This window comes from Lysobacter sp. yr284 (assembly GCF_900107375.1).
Classification (GTDB): domain Bacteria; phylum Pseudomonadota; class Gammaproteobacteria; order Xanthomonadales; family Xanthomonadaceae; genus Lysobacter.
This window is the reverse complement of record NZ_FNPT01000013.1, coordinates 95,886-117,195: the sequence shown is the minus strand read 5'-3', so window position 1 is coordinate 117,195 and position 21,310 is coordinate 95,886. Positions and strand designations below refer to the sequence as shown.

The following is a 21,310-nucleotide window of genomic DNA, read 5'->3' as shown; positions in this document are numbered from 1 at the left end:
ACTACGCGATCTACCTGTAGGAGCGGCGCGAGCCGCGACCGCAGGGCCGCCGCCCGCGCCGTAAGTTTCGTCGCAGCCGCGTTGCCGCGGTCGCGGCCTGCGCAGTTCGTACAACGTTCCCGGCCGCCACGCGGGCGGCCGGTCGCTCGATCAATGCCCGCCGCCGTCCAGCGCCTTGAGCTCCGACACCAGCGCGCTCGCCATCTCCGCGCCGTCGCCGTACAGCATGCGCGTGTTGTCGGCGTAGAACAGGGCGTTCTCGATGCCGGCGAAGCCGGTGCCCTTGCCGCGCTTGATCACGATGGTGTTGCGCGAGTTGATCACGTCCAGGATCGGCATGCCGTAGATCGGCGAGGCCGGGTCGGTCTTGGCCACCGGGTTGACCACGTCGTTGGCGCCGATCACCAGCGACACGTCGGTGTTGGCGAACTCGGGGTTGATGTCGTCCATGTCGGCGATCAGGTCGTACGGCACGCCGGCCTCGGCCAGCAGCACGTTCATGTGGCCCGGCATGCGCCCGGCCACCGGGTGGATCGCGAACTTCACCTTGACCCCGCGCTCGATCAGCTTCTGGGTCAGCTCCCAGATCTTGTGCTGCGCCTGCGCCACCGCCAGGCCGTAGCCGGGCACGATCACCACGCGCTCGGCGAAGGCCATCATCGCGGCGACGTCGCCGGCCTCGATCGGCTTCTGGGTGCCGGCGATCTCCTGCGCCTGGCCGCCGCCGCCGAAGTTGGAGAACAGCACGCCGCTGATCGGCCGGTTCATCGCCTTGGCCATCAGCCGGGTCAGCAGCATGCCGGCCGCGCCGACCATGGTGCCGGCGATGATCAGCGCCTCGTTGCCGAGCACATAACCCTCGAACGCGACCGCCAGGCCGGTGAAGGCGTTGTACAGCGAGATCACCACCGGCATGTCGGCGCCGCCGATCGGCAGGGTCATCAGCACGCCCAGCGCCAGCGCGACCAGGATGAAGGCGATGATGACGCCGCTGTTCAAGGTCATCACCGCGGCCACGCCGAGCGCCACCATCGCCAGCGCGACCAGGGCGTTGAAGACCTGCTGGCCGGGGAACACCACGCGCTTGTCCAGGCGGCCGTCGAGCTTGGCCCAGGCGATCACCGAACCCGACAGCGAGACCGCGCCGATCGCCGCGCCGACCATCGCCAGCACCAGCGCGATGCTCGGCGCCTGCATCGCGATCACGCCGCGCGCGAGCTGCGCCTGCAGCGGATCGGCCGGCAATTGCCACGACAGCCGCAGCAGTTCCACCGCGCCGATCGCCGCGGCCGAACCGCCGCCCATGCCGTTGTACAGCGCGACCATCTGCGGCATGTCGGTGATCGCCACCTTCTTGCCCGAGACCCACGCCGCCGCCGTGCCCAGCAGCACCGCTGTCGCGATCAGGCCCAGGTTGTGCAGGCCCGGCAGGAAGAACGTCGCCACGGTGGCGATGATCATGCCCGCGCCGGCCCAGCGGATGCCGCTGCGCGCGGTCACCGGCGAGGCCATGCGCTGCAGGCCGAGCAGGAACAGGGTCGCCGCGACCAGGTAGCTGGCCTTCACCAAAGTCGAAAGAACGTCCATCAGCGCGCGCGCTCCATAGAACGACAGCTGCCCCACGGGCAGCGCCCAGCCGAGAAAGGAAGGAACGGCGAGCAGGGCCACGCCGAAGACGGCGGCCGCGGCCGCCGCGAGGTACCGCAGCAGCGGCGCATTCAGCCGCCCGCCTTGCCGGCGGGCTTCTTGCTGGACTTGAACATCTCCAGCATGCGCTCGGTCACCACGTAGCCGCCGGCGGCGTTGCCGGCGCCGAGCAGCACCGCGACGAAGCCGATGGCCTTCTCCGCCAGATTATCGGCGTGGCCCAGGACGATGATCGCGCCGATCAGCACGATGCCGTGGATGAAGTTGGAGCCCGACATCAGCGGGGTGTGCAGGATCACCGGCACCCGCGAGATGATCACGTGGCCGGCGATGGCCGCCAGCATGAAGATATACAGCGCCACAAAACCGTCGTTCATCCGGATCTGTCCCCATGCGTTGTCCGCGCCATCATAACCGCCCGTGAATGCAGCGCCAGCGTTGTCAACCGATCCCGGGGGCGGACGTTTCCGGATTGCGTAAGCGCCGCACATTCCGGTGCAGGAACCGTCCGCATGCCCAAGCCCGCCCATGCCCATCGCCGCCCCCGCCGGCCGGTCGCGCGCGGCTGAGGGCGCCTGCGTGCTGCAACCGCCCGCCACCCGTATGCTGGAGACCGTGAGCGTCGAGTCCGAGCCGCTGTCGCCGAACGATCCGCTGGAGCATCGCTACGACGCCCGCCAGCCCGGGCGCGTGCGCCCGGCCGGCGCCGGCGCGACGGCCGCCGCCGGATCGGGTCCGCCGCCGGGCCGGCCCGGGCCGGACGCGCCGGAGCCGGACGCCGGCGAGGACGAGGCTGGGTTCGACGCCGTCGCGGTTCTGCCGCCGACGCCCGAGCCCGACCCGGCCCCGGCGCGGCTGCCGGCCAGCCTGGAGGAATTCCTCGCCGGCCTGGGCACGCGCGCGTTCCGCTTCGCCGAACTCGGCCTGCGCCACCGCGAGGACGCGCTGGACGCGGTGCAGGACGCGATGATGAAGATGCTCGGTTACCGCGAGCGTCCGCCGCAGGAATGGACGCCGCTGTTCTGGAGCATCCTGCGCAGCCGCATCGTCGACGTGCAGCGGCGGCGCGCATTCCGCCTGCGCTGGCTGCTGCCGGCGGCGCGCAACGACGACGACGCGCCGGCCGACTGGGCCGACGACGGCCCCGACCCGCAGCGCACCCACGACGGGCGCGAGGCCTACGGCCGGCTCGCGCAGGCGCTGCAGACACTGCCGCGGCGGCAACGCGAAGCGTTCTCGCTGCGGGTCCTGGAAGAACTCGACGTCGCCACGACCGCGCGGGCGATGGGCTGCAGCGAAGGCGCGGTGAAGACGCACCTGTCGCGAGCGCGCGAAGCGCTGCAACGGCAACTGGAGGAATGGCGATGAACACCGACCCGCGCAGCGCCGACGGCCGCACCCCGGCGCCGCACCGCGCAAGCCCGGCGGCCGAGGCGGACGCGCGTTTCGACGCGGCCCTGCGCGATCTGCACGCGCAGGCGCTCGAACGGGTGAGCCCGCAGGTCCGCCAGCGGCTGCGCACGATCCGCAGCGAGGCCGCCGCCCAGCCCCGACGGGGCCGCGGCGGCCTCCTCGGCTGGACCTTGGCCAGTTCCGGCGTGGCCGCGGTCGCGCTGGCGCTGGGCCTGCAGTTCGTCGGCGGCGGCGCGCCGCTGCCGGCGGCCGCGCCGGCGCAGGTCGCGCAGCAGCCGTCCGCGGCCGCGCCCGCCGCGGTCGCGGCCGACGCCAGCTACGACCCGGACACCGCCGTGGCCGCGCTCGACGAGAATCCCGATCTGTACCTGTGGCTGGCGTCCAATACCGACGCGTTGCCGCAGCCCCACCTGGAGTAACCCGCCATGCGCCGCCCCTTCTTCCGCCGCGCCGAACCGCTGCTGGCCCTGGCTCTGGCCGTGGCCGCGCTGGCCGCGCCCACGCTCGCCGCCGCGCAGGCCGCGCCGGCCGCGCCGGCCGGCGCCGCCCTGCCGAACTGGGACCAGCTCAGCCAGGCCCAGCGCGAGCAGCTGATCGCGCCGATGCGCGACCGCTGGAACAACCAGCCCGAAGAGCGCCAGCGCATGCTCGAGCGCGCCCGCCGCTGGCAGCAGATGACCCCGGACGAACGCCGCGAGGCGCGCAACGGGATGAAGCGCTGGGAAGGCCTGAACCCCGAGGAGCGCGGGCAGATGCGCGCGCTGTACGGCAAGATGCGTAGCCTCGACGAGAACGGCAAGCGCGCGCTGATGGAGAAGTGGCGGACGATGACGCCCGACCAGCGCCGCGCCTGGGCCGAGGCCAACCCGCCGCCGCCGAAACAGCGCGGCGAACATCCGTTCGGGCCGCCGCCTCCGCCGCCGCGCAATTGACGACGAGTCGCCGCGAAAGCCGCGCCGGGCTCCCTGTAGGAGCGACGCGAGTCGCGACCGCGAAACCGCAACAACGACGCAACGAGCCGCAGGCCTGCGCAATCGATCGCAGTGACGACGTGATTGAGGTTGCGCGGTCGCGACTTGCGTCGCTCCTACAGGGCGCGGCCGACTATTCGCTGCAGGATTCAGCCTCCGCGCGAACGCGGAGATCCAATGCTGCGGGGCAGGAACCTGAGCAGCGTTCGGATCTCCGCGTTCGCCGGTTCTATCGCGACGGCGATGCGGGCTGCGCTGCTGGCGCAGGACCTTCAGGCCCGATGCCTGCTGTGGTGGGAGGGCCTTCAGGCCCGACGCTTTTCTCTCAGGTCACCGCGATCTGAAACAAGAGCATCGGGCCTGAAGGCCCTCCCACAGTAAAGCCCTCGAAGAACCCGCCTACGCGGCCGCGCTCTGCGCCTCGGCCTTGCGCTCCGGCCACACCGTCTTGGCCAGCAGTTCGTCGTTCCAGTCGTACTTCAGCTCGCCGCCGTCGACGAACAGGCTGACGAAGTTGAACACGTTGCGCGCGAACATCTCGCTGGCATGCACCGCGCCGGCGCTGGCGAGGTTGAGCGGGCCGGCGATGGTCACGCCGTTGGCGTCGATAGTCTCGCCCGGCCGGGTCAGTTCGCAGTTGCCGCCGGTCTCGGCGGCAAGATCGACCAGCACGCTGCCGGGCTTCATCCCGGCGATCATCGCCGCGGTCACGATCTTCGGCGCCGGACGCCCCGGCACCGCGGCGGTGCAGACGATCACGTCGATGTTCTTGAGGTGCTCGCCGAGCCGGCGCTGCTGTTCGGCGCGCTCCTCGTCGGTCAGCTGGCGGGCGTAGCCGCCCTCGCCCGCGGCGCTGACGCCGAGGTCGAGGAACTTGCCGCCCAGCGATTCGATCTGCTCGCGCGTCTCCGGGCGCACATCGAAGCCTTCGACCTGCGCGCCCAGGCGCTTGGCGGTGGCGACGGCCTGCAGGCCGGCGACGCCGGCGCCGACGATCAACACGCGCGAGGGCCGGATGGTGCCGGCGGCGGTGGTCAGCATCGGGAAGAAGCGCGGCGCCAGCTGGGCGGCGATCAGCACCGCCTTGTAGCCGGCCATGCCGGCCTGCGAGCTGAGCACGTCCATGGCCTGGGCGCGGGTGGTGCGCGGCAGGCGTTCCAGCGGGAACGCCAGCAGTTGGCGCGCGACGATGGCCTCGCCGCGCGCGGCGTCGGCCTGCGGCTGCAACAGGCCGACCAGGGCCGCGCCTTCGCGCAGCAGGTTCAAGCGCTCGCCGTCGGGCGCCTGCACGCACAGCACCACGTCGGCCTGGGCGGTGGCGCCGGCGGCGTCGTCGGCCAGTTCGGCGCCGGCCTGGACATAGGCCTCGTCGGTGAAGCTGGCGCCGCGTCCGGCGCCGCGCTGGATGCGCACGCGCGCACCGCGGGCGATGAGTTTCTTGCAGGTTTCCGGCGTCAGCGCCACGCGCTGTTCGCCGGCCGCGGTCTCGCTGGCCACGCCAATCGTGATGCCCGACATGCTCTGCTCCGTGCCCGGTTCGCCGCATCGTAGCGGATGCGAAGGTGCGCGCGCGATCCTGGCCGGCGAACGGTTGCGGGGAAGCGGCAGGCAGTCACAGCGGCGGGCCGGTCCTGGGCGCGCGGTGTTGCGGCCGGGCGTGCGCTTGCAGGCTGGCGGTTCGGATCGCACCGATCGCAGCGCGGGGCGTCGGGGCGCAAGCCCCTCCCACAAGACCGCCGCGGCCACCCAGCGCGAGCGCCGCTCGCCGGCCGGCGCTTCGACCGGGGTCAGATCACCCGGTCGAGGTGGCGGCGCACCTGCCGCATCGCTTCGTCGAACGCGGTGCGCTCGGCGCCGACCACCAGCCGCCCGGAGGCGGCCAGCACGGCCAGTTCCTCGGCCGAGGCGACCAGGGCGCGCACGCCGCGGCGGTTGACCAGCAGCAGGCGCGAGGTCAGCGGGCTGAACCAGGCCACCTTCACCGCGACGGTCTCGCCCTGCAGGCTGGTCAGGCGCAGCCAGTCGCCGGGTTCGAGCTGGCGCATGCGTTCGGCCAGCAGCGGGTCGTGGCCGCCCTGCGCGGCGTCGTCGGCGAGGTAGCGGCGGCGTTCCTCGGCCACGTCTTCCTCGACTTCGGCGGCGCTGGGCTGCGGATGGTCGGCGCGCTCCTTGTCCGGCGTCGCCAGCGCCCGCACCAGCCCGGCCATGGCGTGCTGGGCGGCGCTCTCGTCCAGGCCCGAGGACGACAGGCACTGGATGATGATCGGCTGCAGCGCCAGCAACTGGTCGGCCAGTTCGCGGCCGCGGTTCTCGGCGGCGAGCTTGTCGGCCATCACCAGCGCGTCGCCCAGCGCCATCGCCTGGGCGCGGCGCTTGGGGTCTTCGTTCTCGCGCAGCAACACCTGCACCAGATGGTGGCGCCAGGGGGTGGAAATGAAATCGGCCACCGCCGAGGTCAGCTTGCCGTCGGCGATGCGCTCGCGCACCGCCTGGTCGGCCTGGTTGCGCGCGGCGCCGAGGCGCTCGCGGCCGTAGGTGGCCTTGGCCGCGCGCTGTTCCTGCAGCTCGATGCGGCGGCGGTGCTGGGCCAGCATCGCGTCGAGCTCGGCGTGGGCCAGCTCGAACACGGCCAGATCTTCGTTGTAGTCCGAGACGATGCGCTGGGAGATGTCGGAGGCGCGTTCGAGCAGGTCGCGGTCCTGCGGCGTCTCGCCGTCGTTGCCTTCGCAGGCTTCGGTGATCGCATCGAGCAGGCGCCGCGCCGGGTGTTCGCGCTTGACGAACACCGCGTTGTCGGTCAGCGCGACCTTGACGTAGGGCATGACCAGCCGCGCGTACACGCGGCGGGCGCGGTCCTGCAGGGCGTGGTTGCGGAACAGCGAGTCGAACAGCAGCGCGACCAGGTCGATCGCGTCGTCTTCCTCGGGGCTGAAGCAGGTCTGGTCCGGGTTGAAGCCGAGCCGGCGCGCGCCGTCGAAGAGCTGGTCGCGGATGGTCTCGCCCAGGCGCCCGGACACCGCCAGCGCGCGCGCGAACGCGTCCGGCGGCTCGGGCTGCAGCAGCGAGGCCATGCCGACCACCTCGTCCACGCGCAGTTCGCGGCGCTGGGCCATGGTGCGCTGCGGCTGTTGCCCGGGCGGCAGGCCGCCGGTCTTGATCAGGCCCTCGCGCCAGGCGTGCAGTTGGGTGCGCAGTTCGGCCAGTTCGGCCGCCATCGCGGCCACTTCCACCTGCGACGCCGCCCCGCCCTGCCCGGCATAGCCGGAACCCTGGCCCGGTCCGGGCGGATACGATCCTTGTTGATAGTCGTGCGGCACGGACGCTGCGGCCTCGCGATGCGGAACGGTGTCGAACACGCCGTCGAGCGTGTTGCGGTCGCGGCGCTCTTCGGCGGCCACGCGCGCCGGGCCGGCCGGCGGCACGCCGGTGGCCATGCCGTAGCCGCCGGTGGCGAGCACCTGGTTGAGGCGCGCGTACATGTCGCCGAGCAGGTGCGCCAGTTCCTGCTCGTACTGGCGGAACAGCCGCACGCGCAGGCTTTCGGTGACCTGGGCCTCGGTATAGACCGAGGTGAAGGCCTTGATCAGGCGGTACGGGCCGACCGGATTGACGCCTTCCGGCGCGCCCATCGCCTGGGCCAGCATCTGCAGGCGCGCGCGCACCATTTCCAGCGGGCGCTGGTAGCGCTGCTCGAGCAGTTCGACCAGGCGCTCGCCGTCGAGATCGAACGCCAGTTGCTGCTCGCCGACCAGCTGCAGCGGCGAGCCGCCGACCCCGCCGACCGCCGCACCGGGCGCGCGGAACGCCTCGAAGCCCTGGCCGATCTGTTGCCGGAAGGCCATGACATGACTGGCCTGTTGCTGGCGCAGGACCCACAATGCGGCCTGGTCTTCGAACTGGTGGTTGCGGCCGTCGCCCTTGAGCGAATCGGCCTTGAGGGCATCCTCGATCGGTCCGTACAGGGAACCGGGCAGCCCCCCGAGTTGCTCGAGCGTCTGTCGTTTGAGTTCTTCGAGCACGCGTGCAGGATCTGCCCGCGTGTTGTGGACGACGCCGTGCAAGTGACCGGACACTCGCGCTTCCCCCTGGTGTTTGCGGCACGTCTTTTTGCGACCGCGAACGTCAGGATAGTGCCTAGATGCGACCATTCATGTGTCGCCGTTCATTTTTGTGACCGACATTCAGATTCCTTAAATGCCTATCCCCGACCCCGCTCTCCTCGACGCCCTCAACCGCCGCCGTTCGGTGCCCGCCAAGCAGTTGTCCGAGCCCGGACCGGACGAATCCGCCCTCCAGCGTATGTTGGCGGCGGCCGTGCGCGTGCCCGACCACGGCAAGCGCGTGCCGTTCCGCTTCCTCACCCTCCAGGGCGACGCCCGCCACGTGCTCGGCGAGCGCGTCGCCGCGCGCGGCATCGAGCGTTTTCCCGACGCCGGCCCGGCCGCGGTGGAGAAAGACCGCAGCCGCTTCTCGCACGCGCCGCTGATCGTCGCGGTGATCGCCCAGCTCGGCCCGGACGAGAAGATCCCCGAACTCGAACGCACCCTCACCGCCGGCTGCGTCTGCTTCGCCCTGCTGCAGGCGGCGCAGGCGCTGGGCTACGGCGCGGTGTGGCTGACCGGCTGGCCGGCCTACGACGAGCAGGTCGAGCGCTGGCTCGGCGTGCAGGCGCACGAATGCATCGTCGGCTTCATCCATATCGGCACCGCCAAGCTCGAAGCGCCCGAGCGCGAACGTCCGGACCCGGTCGCGCTGACCCAGGCTTGGTCGCCGTGAGCGCGACCGGCCGGTCCGCCGCGCGCCGCCGCCGGTATCCGCGCGGCGCCGCGCGTGCTGGAATGCAGGCATGACTTCCCCGCCCGCACCGGCCGCGCAGACGCCGGTCTACCTCGTCGACGCCAGCCTGTACGTGTTCCGCGCCTGGCATTCGATCCCCGACGACTTCCAGGACGCCGAAGGCTGGCCGAGCAACGCCGTGCACGGCTTCGCTCGCTTCCTGCTCGAACTGATCGAGCGCGAGCGGCCGCAGCACATCGCCGTCGCCTTCGACGAAGCGCTGGACTCGTGCTTCCGCAACGAGATCTACCCGGCCTACAAGGCCAACCGCGAGCCGGCGCCGGACGCGCTCAAGCGCCAGTTCGGCCACTGCAAGGCGCTGTGCTCGGCGCTGGGCTTGAGCGTGCTGGCCGACGTGCAGTACGAGGCCGACGACCTGATCGGCAGCGCGCTGATGCGCATGCGCGGGCACGGCTACCGCGGGGTGATCGTCTCGGCCGACAAGGACCTGTCGCAGTTGCTCGACGCCGCCGACGAGCAATGGGATTTCGCCCGCGGCCTGCGCTGGACCGCCGCCGGCGTGCCCGAGCGCCACGGCGTGCAGGCGAGCCAGATCGCCGACTACCTCGCCCTGTGCGGCGACGCGGTCGACAACATTCCCGGCGTGCCCGGCATCGGCGCCAAGACCGCGGCCGCGCTGCTCGGCCACTTCGGCAGCCTCGATGCGTTGCTGGCGCGGGTCGAGGAAGTCCCGTTCCTGCGCCTGCGCGGCGCCGCCAGCGCCGCGGCGCGGCTGCGCGAACACCGCGCGCAGGCGCTGCTGTGCCGGCAGTTGACCACGATCGCGCTGGACGCGCCGTTGCTCGAGGACGGCGGCCACTACCGCCGCGGCAGCGCCGACGCCGATACCCTGCAAGCCTTGTGCGACCGCCTGCGCTTCGGCCCGATGACCCGGCGCCGGCTGTACGCCGCGGTCGGGCTCGACTTCGCTGCGTCACAGGTTCCGTCGTAGCATCGTTGACATCCCACGGGAACGCGCGACGCGCGTCCCGCCGCCGCGCCGCCGCGGACCTCGCGCGGCCCGGCGCCACCGCATCCCATCACACCGCCCGCCGCCGTCGCCGCCGCGGGCACCGGCGAGGAACCCCATGACCGCAGATCGAGATCACTCCGCCCAGCACGAACCCGTGGAAACCATCTACAACGGCCAGTGGCTGCGGATGATGCGGCGCGGCCATTGGGAGTACGCCGAGCGCACCCACGGCAACGGCATGGCGGTGATCATCATCGCGGTCACCCCCGACGACGACGTCCTGTTCGTCGAACAGTTCCGCGTCCCGCTCAACGCCCGCACCATCGAAATGCCGGCCGGCCTGGTCGGCGACGACCACGCCCACGACACCCTGGAATCGGCCGCCGCGCGCGAACTGGTCGAGGAAACCGGCTGGGAACCGCGCCGGGTCGAAGTCCTGCTGACCGGCCCGACCTCGGCCGGCATGAGCAGCGAGCGCATCGCCTTCGTCCGCGCCAGCGACCTGCACCGCGTCGGCCCCGGCGGCGGCGTCGCCGGCGAGGACATCGTCGTCCACCAGGTCCCGCGCGCGAACGCGCCGGCGTGGCTGATGCAGCGGCAGGCGGAGGGGTACGAGCTGGATCTGAAGCTGTGGGCGGGGTTGTGGATGATCGAGCGCAATCCGGATGGGTCGGCGGCCGGCTGAGCCGCGACCGCACCGGCCCAGCGCCGGACTACGTCATGGGCTTGCGCCCGAACAGCGCGTGCGCCGAGGCCAGGGCGGTGCACGCAGCGGCGTCGAGCGTCGCGGCGATCGGATCGAGCTGCAGCGATTGCGGCGGAGCCATCAGTTCGGCGACGGTCATGCCGGCGAAACGCGCCGCCTGCTCCTCGGGCAAACCGGCGTGGTAAGCGCTGAGAAACCACTGCAACGCCCAGATCGGCCGCATCGCACCGTAGATCTCCACCTGCCGCTCGTCCAGCGCCGCGAACAGATTCTCCAACCCCTGCCGGGTCATGTTGTAGTAATGGTGCGGATAGCCGTGCAAGGGCTGCAGGAAGGGCGCCACGCACATCAGCCGGCCGCCCGGCTTGAGCACGCGCAACAGCTCGCGCGCGGCCTGGAACGGGTCCTTGACGTGTTCGAGCACGTTCAGGCTCAGCACCGCATCGAAGCACCCGTCGACGAACGGCAGACGCTCGGCTGCGGCCAGGACGTCGGTGCTGTCGTAGGCGACGATCTCGCAATTGACCACGTTGCGGTAATACACGTTGCGTAGGCCCGCGCCGCAATCCAGCACCAGGCCGTCGCGGTACGCGGCGATCAACGCCAGCGCCCGCTCGTCGTAGTCGTGCGCGCTGACGTTGTCGGTCGCGACCAGATCGAACTGCGTCCGCAGCGAGTCGTCCAGGCAATCAAGGCAGTCCTGGCGTTGTCCGAGCACGGCCTGCGGACGCATCAACAGGCGCAGCCGCGCCAGCTTTTCGCGTCGCCATCCGGTCGGCACCGGCAGCCGCAGCCAACGCTGCTCGTCGCGGCCGAAGGCATCGTAGTGCGCGCGGCCGCTGTCGCAATGTCCGGCGCGAACCGCCACGGCGACGTCGGGATTGGCGCGAAGATAGGCCTGCTCTTCGAAGTTCCCATCGCTCGCGCGCGCCAGCAGCGCCGCCCCTTCGGGCTTGCCCATCGCGGTCACGCGCGCGCTCCAGCGCAGAGCGTTGTCGTCGAATCTTCGCTGCTTGGGTTCACTCGCACTGCCGCTGCCCTCCGATACCGCGCCTCAACGCCGGTACCGCCATCCCAGCGCCGAACCAGTGCGGGTCCAATGCGCCAATGCGGTGTTCGGACCGCTGACGCCGAGATCGCGCAGCGAGGGATTCATGTCGATGTAGCAGGCATAGTCGAAACCCGGCGCCGGCGCGTAGCCGAGCCGACGGCCTTCATCGCGGCCATAGCGCAAATAATGCAGGGTCGCGCCGACCGGATTGGCCAGGCCGGCATCGGCGACGTCGGGATGCAGGAACAGATAGGTCGGCCAATGCAGGCCGGGAGGGCGCTCGGCGAAACCGAAGCGTTCGCTGTAGCCCTCGGCAAACAGGCCGAGGTTGGCGTTGAGCAGACGCTGATACTCGCCGATCGGCGCGTGCTCGACATACACCCGCTTCCAGGTCGCGAACAGGCTGCAAAGGCGCGGATCGTCGGGCCACGGCCGCTCTACCGCGCCGAACGGCAGCACGATGCCGGCGACCGCCTGCGCATCGAGGCGCAGACATGCGTCGATGAACGCCAGGGCCTGGGCGCCGAATGGGTCGTCTCCATGGTCCGGGGCCAATGTCAGCATGGTCCTGGTAAAGCCCTGCTGCAGCGCCCAATCGAACTGCTCCACTCCCGCGCAACGTGGGACGATACGATTGAGCGCGCCCAGTTCCCGCGCAGCGTCGCGCAGGCATCGGCCGATGTACTCGTAGTCCGCGCCCGCGCCCAGATCGCAGATCAGTACCCTGTCGCGGCCCACGCACAGTTCCACGGCGCGCTCCATCCTCAGCGGAGTCAACTCGCGCATGTAGTGCGAGGCTTCGAATTGCGCGCAGGACGTCGCGGCGAATCCCGTTTCCAGGCCGTAGCGGGATTCCTCGCCCGCGCCGGCCACCAGCACGCCGTCGGCGCAACGCACCAGGCTCACCGAGATGAAGTCCATCGCGTCCGCGGCGCACTGCAGCGCTTCCAGCGTCGCCGAGCCGGCATGCGCGCCGAAACGCCCGCCGCGCTCGGCGATCAGGCGATTGCGCGCATAGCGCAGATTGTCCAGCACCGAGGGCGCCGCCGATGCCGGGCCGTTCGCGCCGGGACGGCACCACGGCGAACCGCCGGACGGGGATTCGCAGGCACGGGCGATTTCCTCCGCAATCGCTGCCGGCGCGTCTTCGCTGATCGAGGTGCCGCGCAGAATGCGTTCGCGCATCCGCCCGAGCGCGTCGGCCGTGGCCGCATCGTCGCTCAACGCGCGCTCCACGGCCCGCGCAACCGCACCCGGCCGGGCCGGCAATCCGCCGCAAAACAGTTCCGCGGTGCCCGCCGTGTATGGGAAGTCGTAGACAAGCGCGTTGTTGTCCGGATATTCGTTCAACAGCACTTGCACCGCCGGCTTGCCCAGCGCCGCCGCCTCGAACAAGGTCGAGGACAGATCCGAGACCACGCAGTCGGCATGCTTGAGAAGCTCGCTGACGGTGCCGCTTTCGTTCTTCGCCAGATTGAGACGCGATACGTCGAGGTGTGCGGTCTCCGGATGCAGAACCGCGATGTGGTTGGCGATGCCGGCGATCTCGCCGATCGCCGCCGCTGCATCGCGGTTGTTGGAGATATGCCAGGTCGGCGCGAACAGGACGATCGGCGCATCCGGATCCAGCCCCCAGCAGTGCGCCGCCTCTCGCCGGGTAAGCCGCGGCGGCGACAACAGCTGCGCGGATTTGGCGAATCCAGCCGCGCGCACTTTGCCCGCCGGCGCGTCCGGAAAGAACGCCAGCAGCGAGCGTACGTGATCCGGCCCGGCGGTCACGATCGCATCGAAGTAGGCGAAACGGTCCGGGTCGGCCAGGAACCACTTCAGGTGGCTGGCGCCGTGATCGATCAAGATCCGCGGCCGCGTCGAGTACTCCGCCGGCGGCGCCTGCGCCGGCAAGTTGAAGTACACCAGCCCATCGCAATCGACCTGCGCCGGGAGATGTTGCGAGGCGGTCAGGATCGGCGCCAGGCGGGCGTCCGTCATCGCGTTCAACAGCGCCAGCGCGCAATCGTGGTGCTTGTGCAGGTACGTATCGCCGAACAACAGTTTGCGCGGCTTGAAACGGTCGCCCAATCCGAACTTGACCTCGCTGGAGGACACCCCGGGCGTGCGCGGCAAGTATGCCACCGCACAACTCACCCAATCGAACTGTCCGCTCCAGTCCTCGCCCATGACCAGCAGATCGGCGCCGTACGCGCGGATGTATTCGTCCTTGAGCAGCAGCGAGTCTTCATAGAACGCCTCGTCGACCCAGCGCAACGCCGCCACGCATTCGAGCCGGTGGCGCTGGTCGAAGAACGAACGCTTGCCCTTGCGCTCGTTGAGGCAGTCGGTAGACACCCCGACCACCAACCGTTCGCCGAGCGCGCGTGCGCGCTCGAGAATCCGCAGATGCCCCTGGTGCAGCAGGTCGAAGGTACCGAAAGTGATCACCGTCTTCGCCCGCGCAGGCGACAGGGAGGCTGGCATCCGCATACCGTCGCTCAGTTCCAAAAGCGCGACGGCGCAAACCGCGCCAGCGAGAAATCGGCCACCTTTCGCGCCACAGCCGGATCGATTTCGACCTCGGGCTCGGGCAATGCGTCGAGCCGCTCGCGCCCCACCAGCCCCGCGTACTCCTCGCGCAGCCGTTGCGCCTGCTCGCGATCGCCCCACTTGCGCGCGAGGTAATAGCCGCCGGCCAGCATCGAACAACGGCGCGCGCGCTCTCGTTCCTCGTCGACGGCGGCGTCGAAGCGCGGCGTCACGTCGTGGACGAAGCGCGCGGACGGGCAGATTTTCAGCAGCCCGCCGATCAGGCGTACCCGCCAGGACAGGTCGACATCCTCGCAGTACAGGTGGATGCGTTCGTCGAATCCGCCAACCTCGTTCCATAGCCTGCGCGGCAGGGCGAAACAGGCTCCGGACACCCACGGCGTGTCCAGCGTCACCGGATCGTGCCATTTGGGATGGTCGATCGGCGCAGCCATCGCCTCGACCAGCGCATGGTCGCCGTGGTAATCGCTGAAATCCATCAAGGCGCGCAAGCAGCCCGGAGTGAAGTAACCGTCGGGATTGGCGCCGACATAGAGCCGATCCTCGGCGAAACAAGCCCGCATCAGATGGTTGTGCGCGCGTCCGAAACCGAGGTTGGCCCCGTCGTCGGCAGCTTCGACCCGATCGCCGAGCAGCGCGCGATAGCGCGGAAGGTTCTCCGCATCGTTGGCGAAATAGGCCCACTCCACGCGGTAATCCGGGTTCGACTTCACCTCGTTGCGAATCGATGCTTCCAGCCGACGCAGCTCCTCGTCGCTGTTTCGGTAGAGCACCACCCCAACGAACGCCCTGCGCCGGGCAGGCGCAGCGCTATGCGCCAGCGCCGGAAGGCGGCGCTTGGCATAGGGCGTCGGCCACGCCGGCCCGGCCAGGCGGCCGCTGCCGCGCGTATCGAGCATGAAGCCCTTGAGGCCGCGCAGCGCCTCGTTGCCGCTGAGGTGCGCCGAATTGGCCAAGAACGTCGCGCTGACGCGCGGCGAAGACGAGAAACGCCGCCCCTCCGCCAGACCGTAATGCACCAGATGCGAGAGCGGAACGACATCGGCGGCGGCCAGATCGGCATTGGCCGACATGTAGTACGGCATCGACGCCAGGCTCGCGCACTCCAGGTAAGCGCCGTTGACCTTTCCGCGGCAACGCAGGTAGTGCTCGAGCGGAACATCGCCGGCGTCGATGCCGTGTTCGCGCAAGGAAGCGCGATAGATCGCATTCTCGAAGAACGCGCACGGATCGGCATCGGTGGCCGTCAACAGCTCGCGCAAGCCGCCGTATCGCCTCAGGCACTCGGCCTTGCGCTGCCGGTCCCAAGCCGCAGCGCCGGGTTCGATCTGTTCCAGGACGTGATCCACGTCGATCACCGGCGAGGGCGACCGACCCTCGAAGAATCCATGCGTCACATAATGCAGCAAAGGATTCACGCCTGCCGCGACCAAGTCCGCACCGTGATCGAGATAGTGGCGACCGTCGAACAATGGCGAGGTCGACGCGCCCCAGTACTGGCGGCCGTCGAGATACAGGAATTCCAAAGGCACGCCGGCGCCGCCTTCGATTCCCAGCGAACGCGCCAACCACTGCGCGTCCAACAGACCCGATCCGCGCAGCAGGGCGATTTCGTCGAACCTGACGTTTTGCATGGAAACCTCAAAAATCCGAAGCGAAGAATTGCACCGGATAGCCGCTGCGCAACCGATCCAGGCTGTCGCGATTGCGCTTCCAGACCGATTGCTTTTCCAGGTCGGCGGCGCTGCCGTCATGGCTCGGCGTGCTGTTGCTGTCGTCGCTACGCATCAGATAGACCCCGATGCGCCGTCCGATCCCGGAGAAATCGCAGGGACTGGGGCCGGCGACGCGCAGCAGGAAGTCGTAATCCTCCACCCGCGACAACTCGCTGCGGAAATACAGCTCGCACGCCTTCACCTTGGCGCAATCGACCAGATAGGAGTGCAACGGGCAGAAATTGTCCCGGACCAGGTCGATCTTGTTGCGCCCCAGGAACGGATAGCTCATGTCGTAGACGAAATCGTAATCGTGCAGGCCCACTGCGTGGCCCATCTCCACGCTTGCGAATGCGACCGCGACGTCGCTGTCGAGCAACGGCCGCATCAGGGTTCGATACGCGTGGGAGTACAACAAGTCGTCGTAATCCAAAAACGCCAGGAATCGGTTCCCGAGCGAGCGATGACGCTCTATGCCGAGATTCATCAGCGCCGAACGCGCGTCGCCTTCGCCGCCGTCCTCGAAGTTCTCCACCAGCGGCTCGGGCAGCCAGTCGAAAAACCACTGCCGCAGCACCGCGTCGCGCGTACGCTGAAAGGCGCGCTTGTCGAAGCGCTGGGTCACCACGATAGGCTGGACGACCGCGCCGTTCTGCGCATGCAGGCTCTGGATGGCTCGCTCCAGCTTGGCCAACCCGGCCGGATCGTGGAACCGTACGATCGCGCTCACCACTTCATGCATCTGCTGCGGCCCGGCTCCGCCATGGTTCAGCAAGGACGCACCGCTGGTCGTGCTCTTGAACATGTCTTCTCCTTCAGCCGCCCCGATCCACGGCGGTCTCGATCACAGCCGCCGCCGCCAGCGGCAATGGCGGCCCGAGCCGGTCGGCGCTGCGGCCCGCGCGCACCCGCAGGCCCTGCAGCAATTGCGCGTCGTCGCAGTGGCGCGGCCGCGGCAAGGCCACCCGGAACCCATAGCGGCCCGAGCGCTTGCCCAGATGAAGCCGCACGTCTTCGCGTTCGATCCGCTCGGGCACCAGCGCCTCGTTGGCCCCGCCCATCTCCACACCGACCACGTCCACCTCGCCGCCCCTGGAGTCGAGCGCCCAGCCCTCCAGACGCACGTCGTTCGCGCCGATGAGGATCCGTTCGACCATGCCGACGGATTCGCCGAACAGCAGCGGTGCGGCGCCCGCCGCTTGCGTCATTGCGCCCTGCCCCGCCTTCGCCACGATCTGCGCATAGGCCTCGATACCCGCTTCGATCCCGCCGAAGAACTGCAGCCGCCCGGCGTCCAGCACCAACGCCTTGTTGCACATGCGCCGCTGCAGTTCGGTACCGTGACTGGCCATGACCACGATCCGGCTGTCCTCGAAGCGTCGCGCCAAGCGCGAGCGTGCGCGCTCGGCGAAAGCGGCGTCGCCAGTGGCGATCCATTCGTCCATCAACAGGATATCGGGCTGCACGCACGTGGAGATCGCGAATCCGAGCCGCATGCGCTGCCCCGTGGACAAAGCATGCAGACGGTGCTGCGCGCGCTCGCGCAATCCGGCGAAGTCGAGGATTTCCGCCAAGGCCTGCTGCACCTGCGCGCGGCGAAGTCCCATCGCGGTACCGCGCAGCATCACGTTCTCGGCCACCGACGCCTGCTCGGCGAAACCCAAGGTCGAATTGAGCAGGGACTGCATGGTGCCGTGAGCCTCGACCCGGCCGCGCGTCGGCGCATACGCGCCGTTGAGCACGCGCAACAACGTGCTCTTTCCGGCGCCGTTGAGACCTAGCAGTGCGATCCGGTCGCCCTCGCCCGCCTCGAAGGAAATCCGGCTCAGCACGGTGACATACCGCCGCATCGTCCCTGCGACGGCAGAGCGGAACCCAAGCTTTCGCCCCAAGCCGCCGGATTGACTGTCCAGCGCCAACTCCAGGCTCACATCGTGCGCACGCAAAGCGAGCATTGTTTCTTTCCTTACAACCATTGCGGAACCCGGCGGGCCGCGCCGCCATAAACCCAGGCTGCGGCCACGGTACCGACCACGCTCATCGTCGCCAGATACCACCAAGTGACCGGTTCCACCGGCTCGCCGAGCAGGGGATCGCGCACGACCGCAATCATGTGATGCAGCGGATTGGCCCGCATCAGCTGCCCATGCAAGGTGTCCGCCGGCGCTACGCTGGCGTACCAGACCACCGGAGTGAGCAGGAACAAGGCCATGACCGCGCTGCCCATCGCTTCGTGCATATCCGGAAACCGCGCGCCTGCGATGGCCAGCAACACCGAGAACACGAACAGGTTCCACATCACCGTCGCCAGGCCCAGCAAGGCCAGACCGGTGCCGAGCGCATCGAAGTCCGGCGAGGCGAATGCGGCGGCCAACGCCACCGGCAACGACAATAAAAAGTAGGCGAACGACCGCGCGATCGCGCGCAGCACGAAGTCGGTCAGCCGGGTATGTCCGTCGTAGATATAGGCCTGGCTCTGTGCGAAAGCCGTGGTGGCGTCCATCGCCACGGTCGAGACGAGGCGGAACAGCACGAAGCCCATCCCGACGTGGGCCAGGAAGCCGGCAACGGCGATCCCCGGTTGAAGCGCCGCGAGGAATCCGCCGATGCCCCAGATATAGATGGCCGTGGGCACCAGCATCCACAGCACGCCCAAGCGGGTGCGCCGGTACTTGAGCACGATGTCGAGCCAACTGGCATACAGCCAGTGATCGGGGCGTCTGAGGCTTTGGCGCAGGTGCGAAAGCAAGGAACTCATGCGTTGACCGGAATCGTGAGAGGGGAAGGAACGCGCGCCGATACCCGACTGATCCGCGACCGCGGCGGGAACGCCAGATCGAAATGCAGGCTTTCCAGCGACAAATTGGGGTTGTAGGCCGGATCGTTGCGCAGCAACTCTCCCCAGCGGCGTTGCATCGCCGCTGCCTCGGCCAGGAATCGCGCGCGCTTCTCCGGCGTATCCTCCGGCCCGCGCGACGCCGACTCGTGGTGATACAGCTCGGCATGCGGCGTCCACACGTTGCGATAGCCGCGCGCGTGCAGGCGCAGGCACAGGTCGATGTCGTTGAACGCCACCGCCAGGCTCTCGTCCATGCCGCCGACCTCGGCGTACAACGCGCGGCGCAGCGCCAGGCAGGCGCCGGTGACGGCGCTGAGGTTCTGGACCACGCCGGCGCGGCCCAGATAGCCGTTGCTGCCGCGGCGCAGGTGGCCGTGGGCGTGGCCGGCGACGCCGCCGATGCCGAGGATCACGCCGGCGTGCTGGATGGTGTCGCCCGGGTAGTACAGCATCCCGCCGACCGCGCCGACGTCCTCGCGCAATGCGTGCGAGACCAGCTCGTCGAGCCAGTCGGAGGCGATCACCTCGGTGTCGTTGTTGAGCAGGCACAACACCTCGCCGCGCGCCTGCGCGGCGGCGTGGTTGACGATGGCGGAGAAGTTGAACGGATGCGGCCAGTCGAGCACCCGCACGTGTTCGCGCCGGCGCAGTTCGCCCAGGTAGCGCAGCGCCTCGGGTTCGCTGGAGCCGTTGTCCACCACCAGCAGTTCCAGCGGCCGGTAGGCGGTGCGCTGCAGCACGCTCTCCACGCAGGTGCGCAGCAGCGCGGCGCGGTCGCGGGTGGGCACGATCAGCGATGCCAGCGGCCGCTCGCGCAGGCTGCGCACGCTGCGGTAGTAGCCGTGCTCGGTCACCTCGACCCGCGCGCGCACGCCGCTGCGGGCGTGGTGTTCCTCGACCGCGCGGCGGCCGGCCTCCAGCGCGTAGGGCTTGGCGCCGCCGGACAGCGCGGTGGACTCGGGCAGCACCCGCCAGTGGTACAGCACCTGCGGGATGTGCACGATCTGGCCGTCGTCCAGGCGCTCGGCGCAGCGCAGCAGCAGGTCGTGGTCCTGCGCGCCTTCGAAGCCGGCGCGCAGCCCGCCGAGTTCGCGCACCAGCGCCGCCTCGATCGCGACGAAATGGCAGATGTAGTTCTGGGTGCGCAGCAGGTCCGGGTTCCAGGCCGGCTTGAAGTTCGGCTCGAAGCGACGACCGCTCTCGTCGACCTTGTCCTCGTCGGTGTAGAACAGCCGCGCGCGCGGATGCTCGACGATGGCGCGGGCGACCTCCTCCAGCGCCTGCGGCGCGAGTTCGTCGTCGTGGTCGAGAAAGCCGATGTGGCTGCCCGTCGCCAGTTCGATCGCGCTGTTGCTGGCTTCGCAGATATGGCCGTGGTTCTCGCGCAAGCGCAGCACGATGCGCGGATCGCGCGCGGCGTAGTCGCGCAACAGCCGGCGCACCGCGCCGGAGCGCGAGGCGTCGTCGGCGATGCACAGCTGCCAGTTCGGCCAGGTCTGGGCGATCACGCTGTCCAGGCAGCGCCGCAGCCACGGCAACGGCGGGTCGCGCACCGGCAGGACGATCGAGATCGTGGGCGCGGCCGGTGTCGCGGACGAGGCAGTTTCCGCGCCGTCCGCCGCAAGTGCGTCCGGCGTCGGCGCGCCGCCCGCGCCTGCGTCCGCTGCGCAGCTGCCCGCCGCCACGGCGCGGTCGTACCGCGCCAGCCAATGCTGGTAAGAATGCGCGCCCTGCCGCAACGCCAGACGGTAGTGCTGCAGCAACGCCTTGCCGCCGTCGGCCATGCGGCCGCGCAGGGCCGCGCGCAGGAAGCGCAGGCCGGCGCCGACCGCTTCTTCGCACAGCACCTCGCGGCGCGCGCGCTGGATGCCGCACAGCAGTTCCCACACCGCGCGCGGCCGCGAGATCCGACGCAGGCGGAACTGCTCCATGGCGAACCGCGCCCGGCTTTCGCTGGGATCGAAACGCAGGCGGTGCAGGCGCGATCCGATCAGCACCACGCTGCGCGAGCGCCCGTCGCGCGCCGGCTCGGCCAAGCCGATGCGCAGCGCCTCGGACACGCCCCCACCGTAATCGGGATACAGGCAGGGCGCGAGGATGCGCCCGTCTTCCAGCGCGAAACGCAGATCCAGCAGGTACCAGCCGGGCACGGGCAATTCGCCCTGCGCGGCTTCCACTTCGAATTGCAGGTCCTCGCCCTGGGCCGCGTAGCCCGCCGGCTCGCCCGCGGGCAACGAGCGCAGCTGCTGGATCGCGACCAAGCGCAGCTGCCGTCCCTGTCCATAAGTTCCAGTGATGCTCAACGTTTCCCCTCGCCGCAGGCCACGGCCTTGCCGTGTCGCGCCTGACTTGCCCCGTGGTCTCGCGTTCGTCGGAACCGCATGCGCAGCACCCGACGACCGCAATGGCGGGCGATTTCAGCGCGCGGGCAAAAACGCTGTCAAACCGCGGCTGAGGGCAAAAACGGGGACGTTTTCGAAGGATTTCGCACGCAAACGCTTGATCGCAATCGCCTGCACGAAAATACGTTGCGTATTTTCGATGCCATTAATCGCGGAACAAAAAATTATTTGTGCGCCACAACGCGTTGCGCGTTGCTCACTGTTTCGCCGGATTCC

Annotated in this window: 17 protein-coding genes; 6 read left to right on the top strand and 11 right to left on the bottom strand. The window is 69.6% G+C overall.

All coding sequences use genetic code 11. The annotated features are described in order from the left end of the window. Nucleotides 1–150: 150 nt before the first annotated feature. Nucleotides 151–1,587, bottom strand: coding sequence for an NAD(P)(+) transhydrogenase (Re/Si-specific) subunit beta (locus BLV01_RS17815; protein WP_091802850.1), 1,437 nt, complete (start codon nucleotides 1,585–1,587; stop codon nucleotides 151–153). Nucleotides 1,588–1,718: 131 nt separating this feature from the next. Further along, complete coding sequence (locus tag BLV01_RS17810; protein ID WP_091802786.1) at nucleotides 1,719–2,024, bottom strand: NAD(P) transhydrogenase subunit alpha part 2; 306 nt, start codon at nucleotides 2,022–2,024, stop codon at nucleotides 1,719–1,721. A 439-nt stretch (nucleotides 2,025–2,463) separates the two neighbouring features. Between BLV01_RS17810 and BLV01_RS17805 the strand changes: the two genes are divergently transcribed. From BLV01_RS17805 to BLV01_RS17795, 3 genes are read left to right on the top strand one after another with little or no spacing between them, the layout of a single operon-like run. Further along, nucleotides 2,464–3,015 (top strand): RNA polymerase sigma factor, encoded by a 552-nt coding sequence (locus tag BLV01_RS17805; protein WP_139178827.1) that lies wholly within the window; start codon nucleotides 2,464–2,466, stop codon nucleotides 3,013–3,015. After that, on the top strand, nucleotides 3,012–3,479 hold the full coding sequence (locus tag BLV01_RS17800) for a hypothetical protein (protein ID WP_254782680.1): 468 nt from the start codon (nucleotides 3,012–3,014) through the stop codon (nucleotides 3,477–3,479). Before BLV01_RS17805 ends, BLV01_RS17800 begins: the two co-directional genes overlap by 4 nt. Nucleotides 3,480–3,485: 6 nt before the next feature. After that, nucleotides 3,486–3,992 carry a DUF3106 domain-containing protein gene (locus tag BLV01_RS17795; protein WP_091802780.1) on the top strand — a complete coding sequence of 169 codons (507 nt, stop codon included), beginning with the start codon at nucleotides 3,486–3,488 and terminating at the stop codon, nucleotides 3,990–3,992. Between the two features lie 438 nt (nucleotides 3,993–4,430). Here BLV01_RS17795 and BLV01_RS17790 read toward each other — a convergent pair whose 3' ends face one another. Together BLV01_RS17790 and BLV01_RS17785 are read right to left on the bottom strand one after the other, a co-directional pair. Further along, the gene (locus tag BLV01_RS17790; RefSeq protein ID WP_091802778.1) at nucleotides 4,431–5,549 is read right to left on the bottom strand and encodes an NAD(P) transhydrogenase subunit alpha; all 1,119 of its coding nucleotides are present in this window, start codon (nucleotides 5,547–5,549) and stop codon (nucleotides 4,431–4,433) included. Between the two features lie 269 nt (nucleotides 5,550–5,818). Further along, nucleotides 5,819–8,179 carry a DUF1631 family protein gene (locus BLV01_RS17785; protein WP_091802774.1) on the bottom strand — a complete coding sequence of 787 codons (2,361 nt, stop codon included), beginning with the start codon at nucleotides 8,177–8,179 and terminating at the stop codon, nucleotides 5,819–5,821. A gap of 46 nt (nucleotides 8,180–8,225) precedes the next feature. On the opposite strand from BLV01_RS17785, the gene BLV01_RS17780 reads away from it, so the two are divergent. From BLV01_RS17780 to BLV01_RS17770, 3 genes are all read left to right on the top strand, one after another. Next, nucleotides 8,226–8,807 carry a nitroreductase family protein gene (locus tag BLV01_RS17780; RefSeq protein ID WP_091802771.1) on the top strand — a complete coding sequence of 194 codons (582 nt, stop codon included), beginning with the start codon at nucleotides 8,226–8,228 and terminating at the stop codon, nucleotides 8,805–8,807. Nucleotides 8,808–8,877: 70 nt separating this feature from the next. Further along, a complete protein-coding gene (locus BLV01_RS17775; protein WP_091802769.1) occupies nucleotides 8,878–9,819 on the top strand; it encodes a 5'-3' exonuclease in 942 nt (313 codons plus the stop codon). A gap of 136 nt (nucleotides 9,820–9,955) precedes the next feature. Then, a complete protein-coding gene (locus BLV01_RS17770) occupies nucleotides 9,956–10,525 on the top strand; it encodes an NUDIX hydrolase (protein WP_091802766.1) in 570 nt (189 codons plus the stop codon). 28 nt (nucleotides 10,526–10,553) lie between these two features. Here the strand turns inward: BLV01_RS17770 and BLV01_RS17765 are convergent, their stop codons facing one another. The 7 genes from BLV01_RS17765 to BLV01_RS17740 all read right to left on the bottom strand — a co-directional run bounded on the left by BLV01_RS17765 (nucleotide 10,554) and on the right by BLV01_RS17740 (nucleotide 20,953). Continuing rightward, the gene (locus BLV01_RS17765) at nucleotides 10,554–11,507 is read right to left on the bottom strand and encodes a class I SAM-dependent methyltransferase (protein ID WP_254782684.1); all 954 of its coding nucleotides are present in this window, start codon (nucleotides 11,505–11,507) and stop codon (nucleotides 10,554–10,556) included. 93 nt (nucleotides 11,508–11,600) lie between these two features. Further along, on the bottom strand, nucleotides 11,601–14,096 hold the full coding sequence (locus tag BLV01_RS17760) for an adenylyltransferase/cytidyltransferase family protein (protein ID WP_254782679.1): 2,496 nt from the start codon (nucleotides 14,094–14,096) through the stop codon (nucleotides 11,601–11,603). Further along, on the bottom strand, nucleotides 14,087–15,772 hold the full coding sequence (locus BLV01_RS17755) for a glycosyltransferase family protein (RefSeq protein WP_091802760.1): 1,686 nt from the start codon (nucleotides 15,770–15,772) through the stop codon (nucleotides 14,087–14,089). The genes BLV01_RS17760 and BLV01_RS17755 overlap by 10 nt, the downstream gene beginning before the upstream one ends. 7 nt (nucleotides 15,773–15,779) lie before the next feature. After that, nucleotides 15,780–16,658, bottom strand: a complete 879-nt coding sequence (locus BLV01_RS17750) for a glycosyltransferase family A protein (protein WP_091802757.1) — start codon at nucleotides 16,656–16,658, stop codon at nucleotides 15,780–15,782. A gap of 10 nt (nucleotides 16,659–16,668) precedes the next feature. Then, the gene (locus BLV01_RS26380) at nucleotides 16,669–17,808 is read right to left on the bottom strand and encodes an ABC transporter ATP-binding protein (protein WP_175486070.1); all 1,140 of its coding nucleotides are present in this window, start codon (nucleotides 17,806–17,808) and stop codon (nucleotides 16,669–16,671) included. Nucleotides 17,809–17,819: 11 nt separating this feature from the next. After that, nucleotides 17,820–18,611, bottom strand: a complete 792-nt coding sequence (locus BLV01_RS26375; RefSeq protein ID WP_175486068.1) for an ABC transporter permease — start codon at nucleotides 18,609–18,611, stop codon at nucleotides 17,820–17,822. Next, complete coding sequence (locus BLV01_RS17740; protein WP_091802754.1) at nucleotides 18,608–20,953, bottom strand: glycosyltransferase family 2 protein; 2,346 nt, start codon at nucleotides 20,951–20,953, stop codon at nucleotides 18,608–18,610. Before BLV01_RS17740 ends, BLV01_RS26375 begins: the two co-directional genes overlap by 4 nt. Nucleotides 20,954–21,310: the final 357 nt, after the last annotated feature.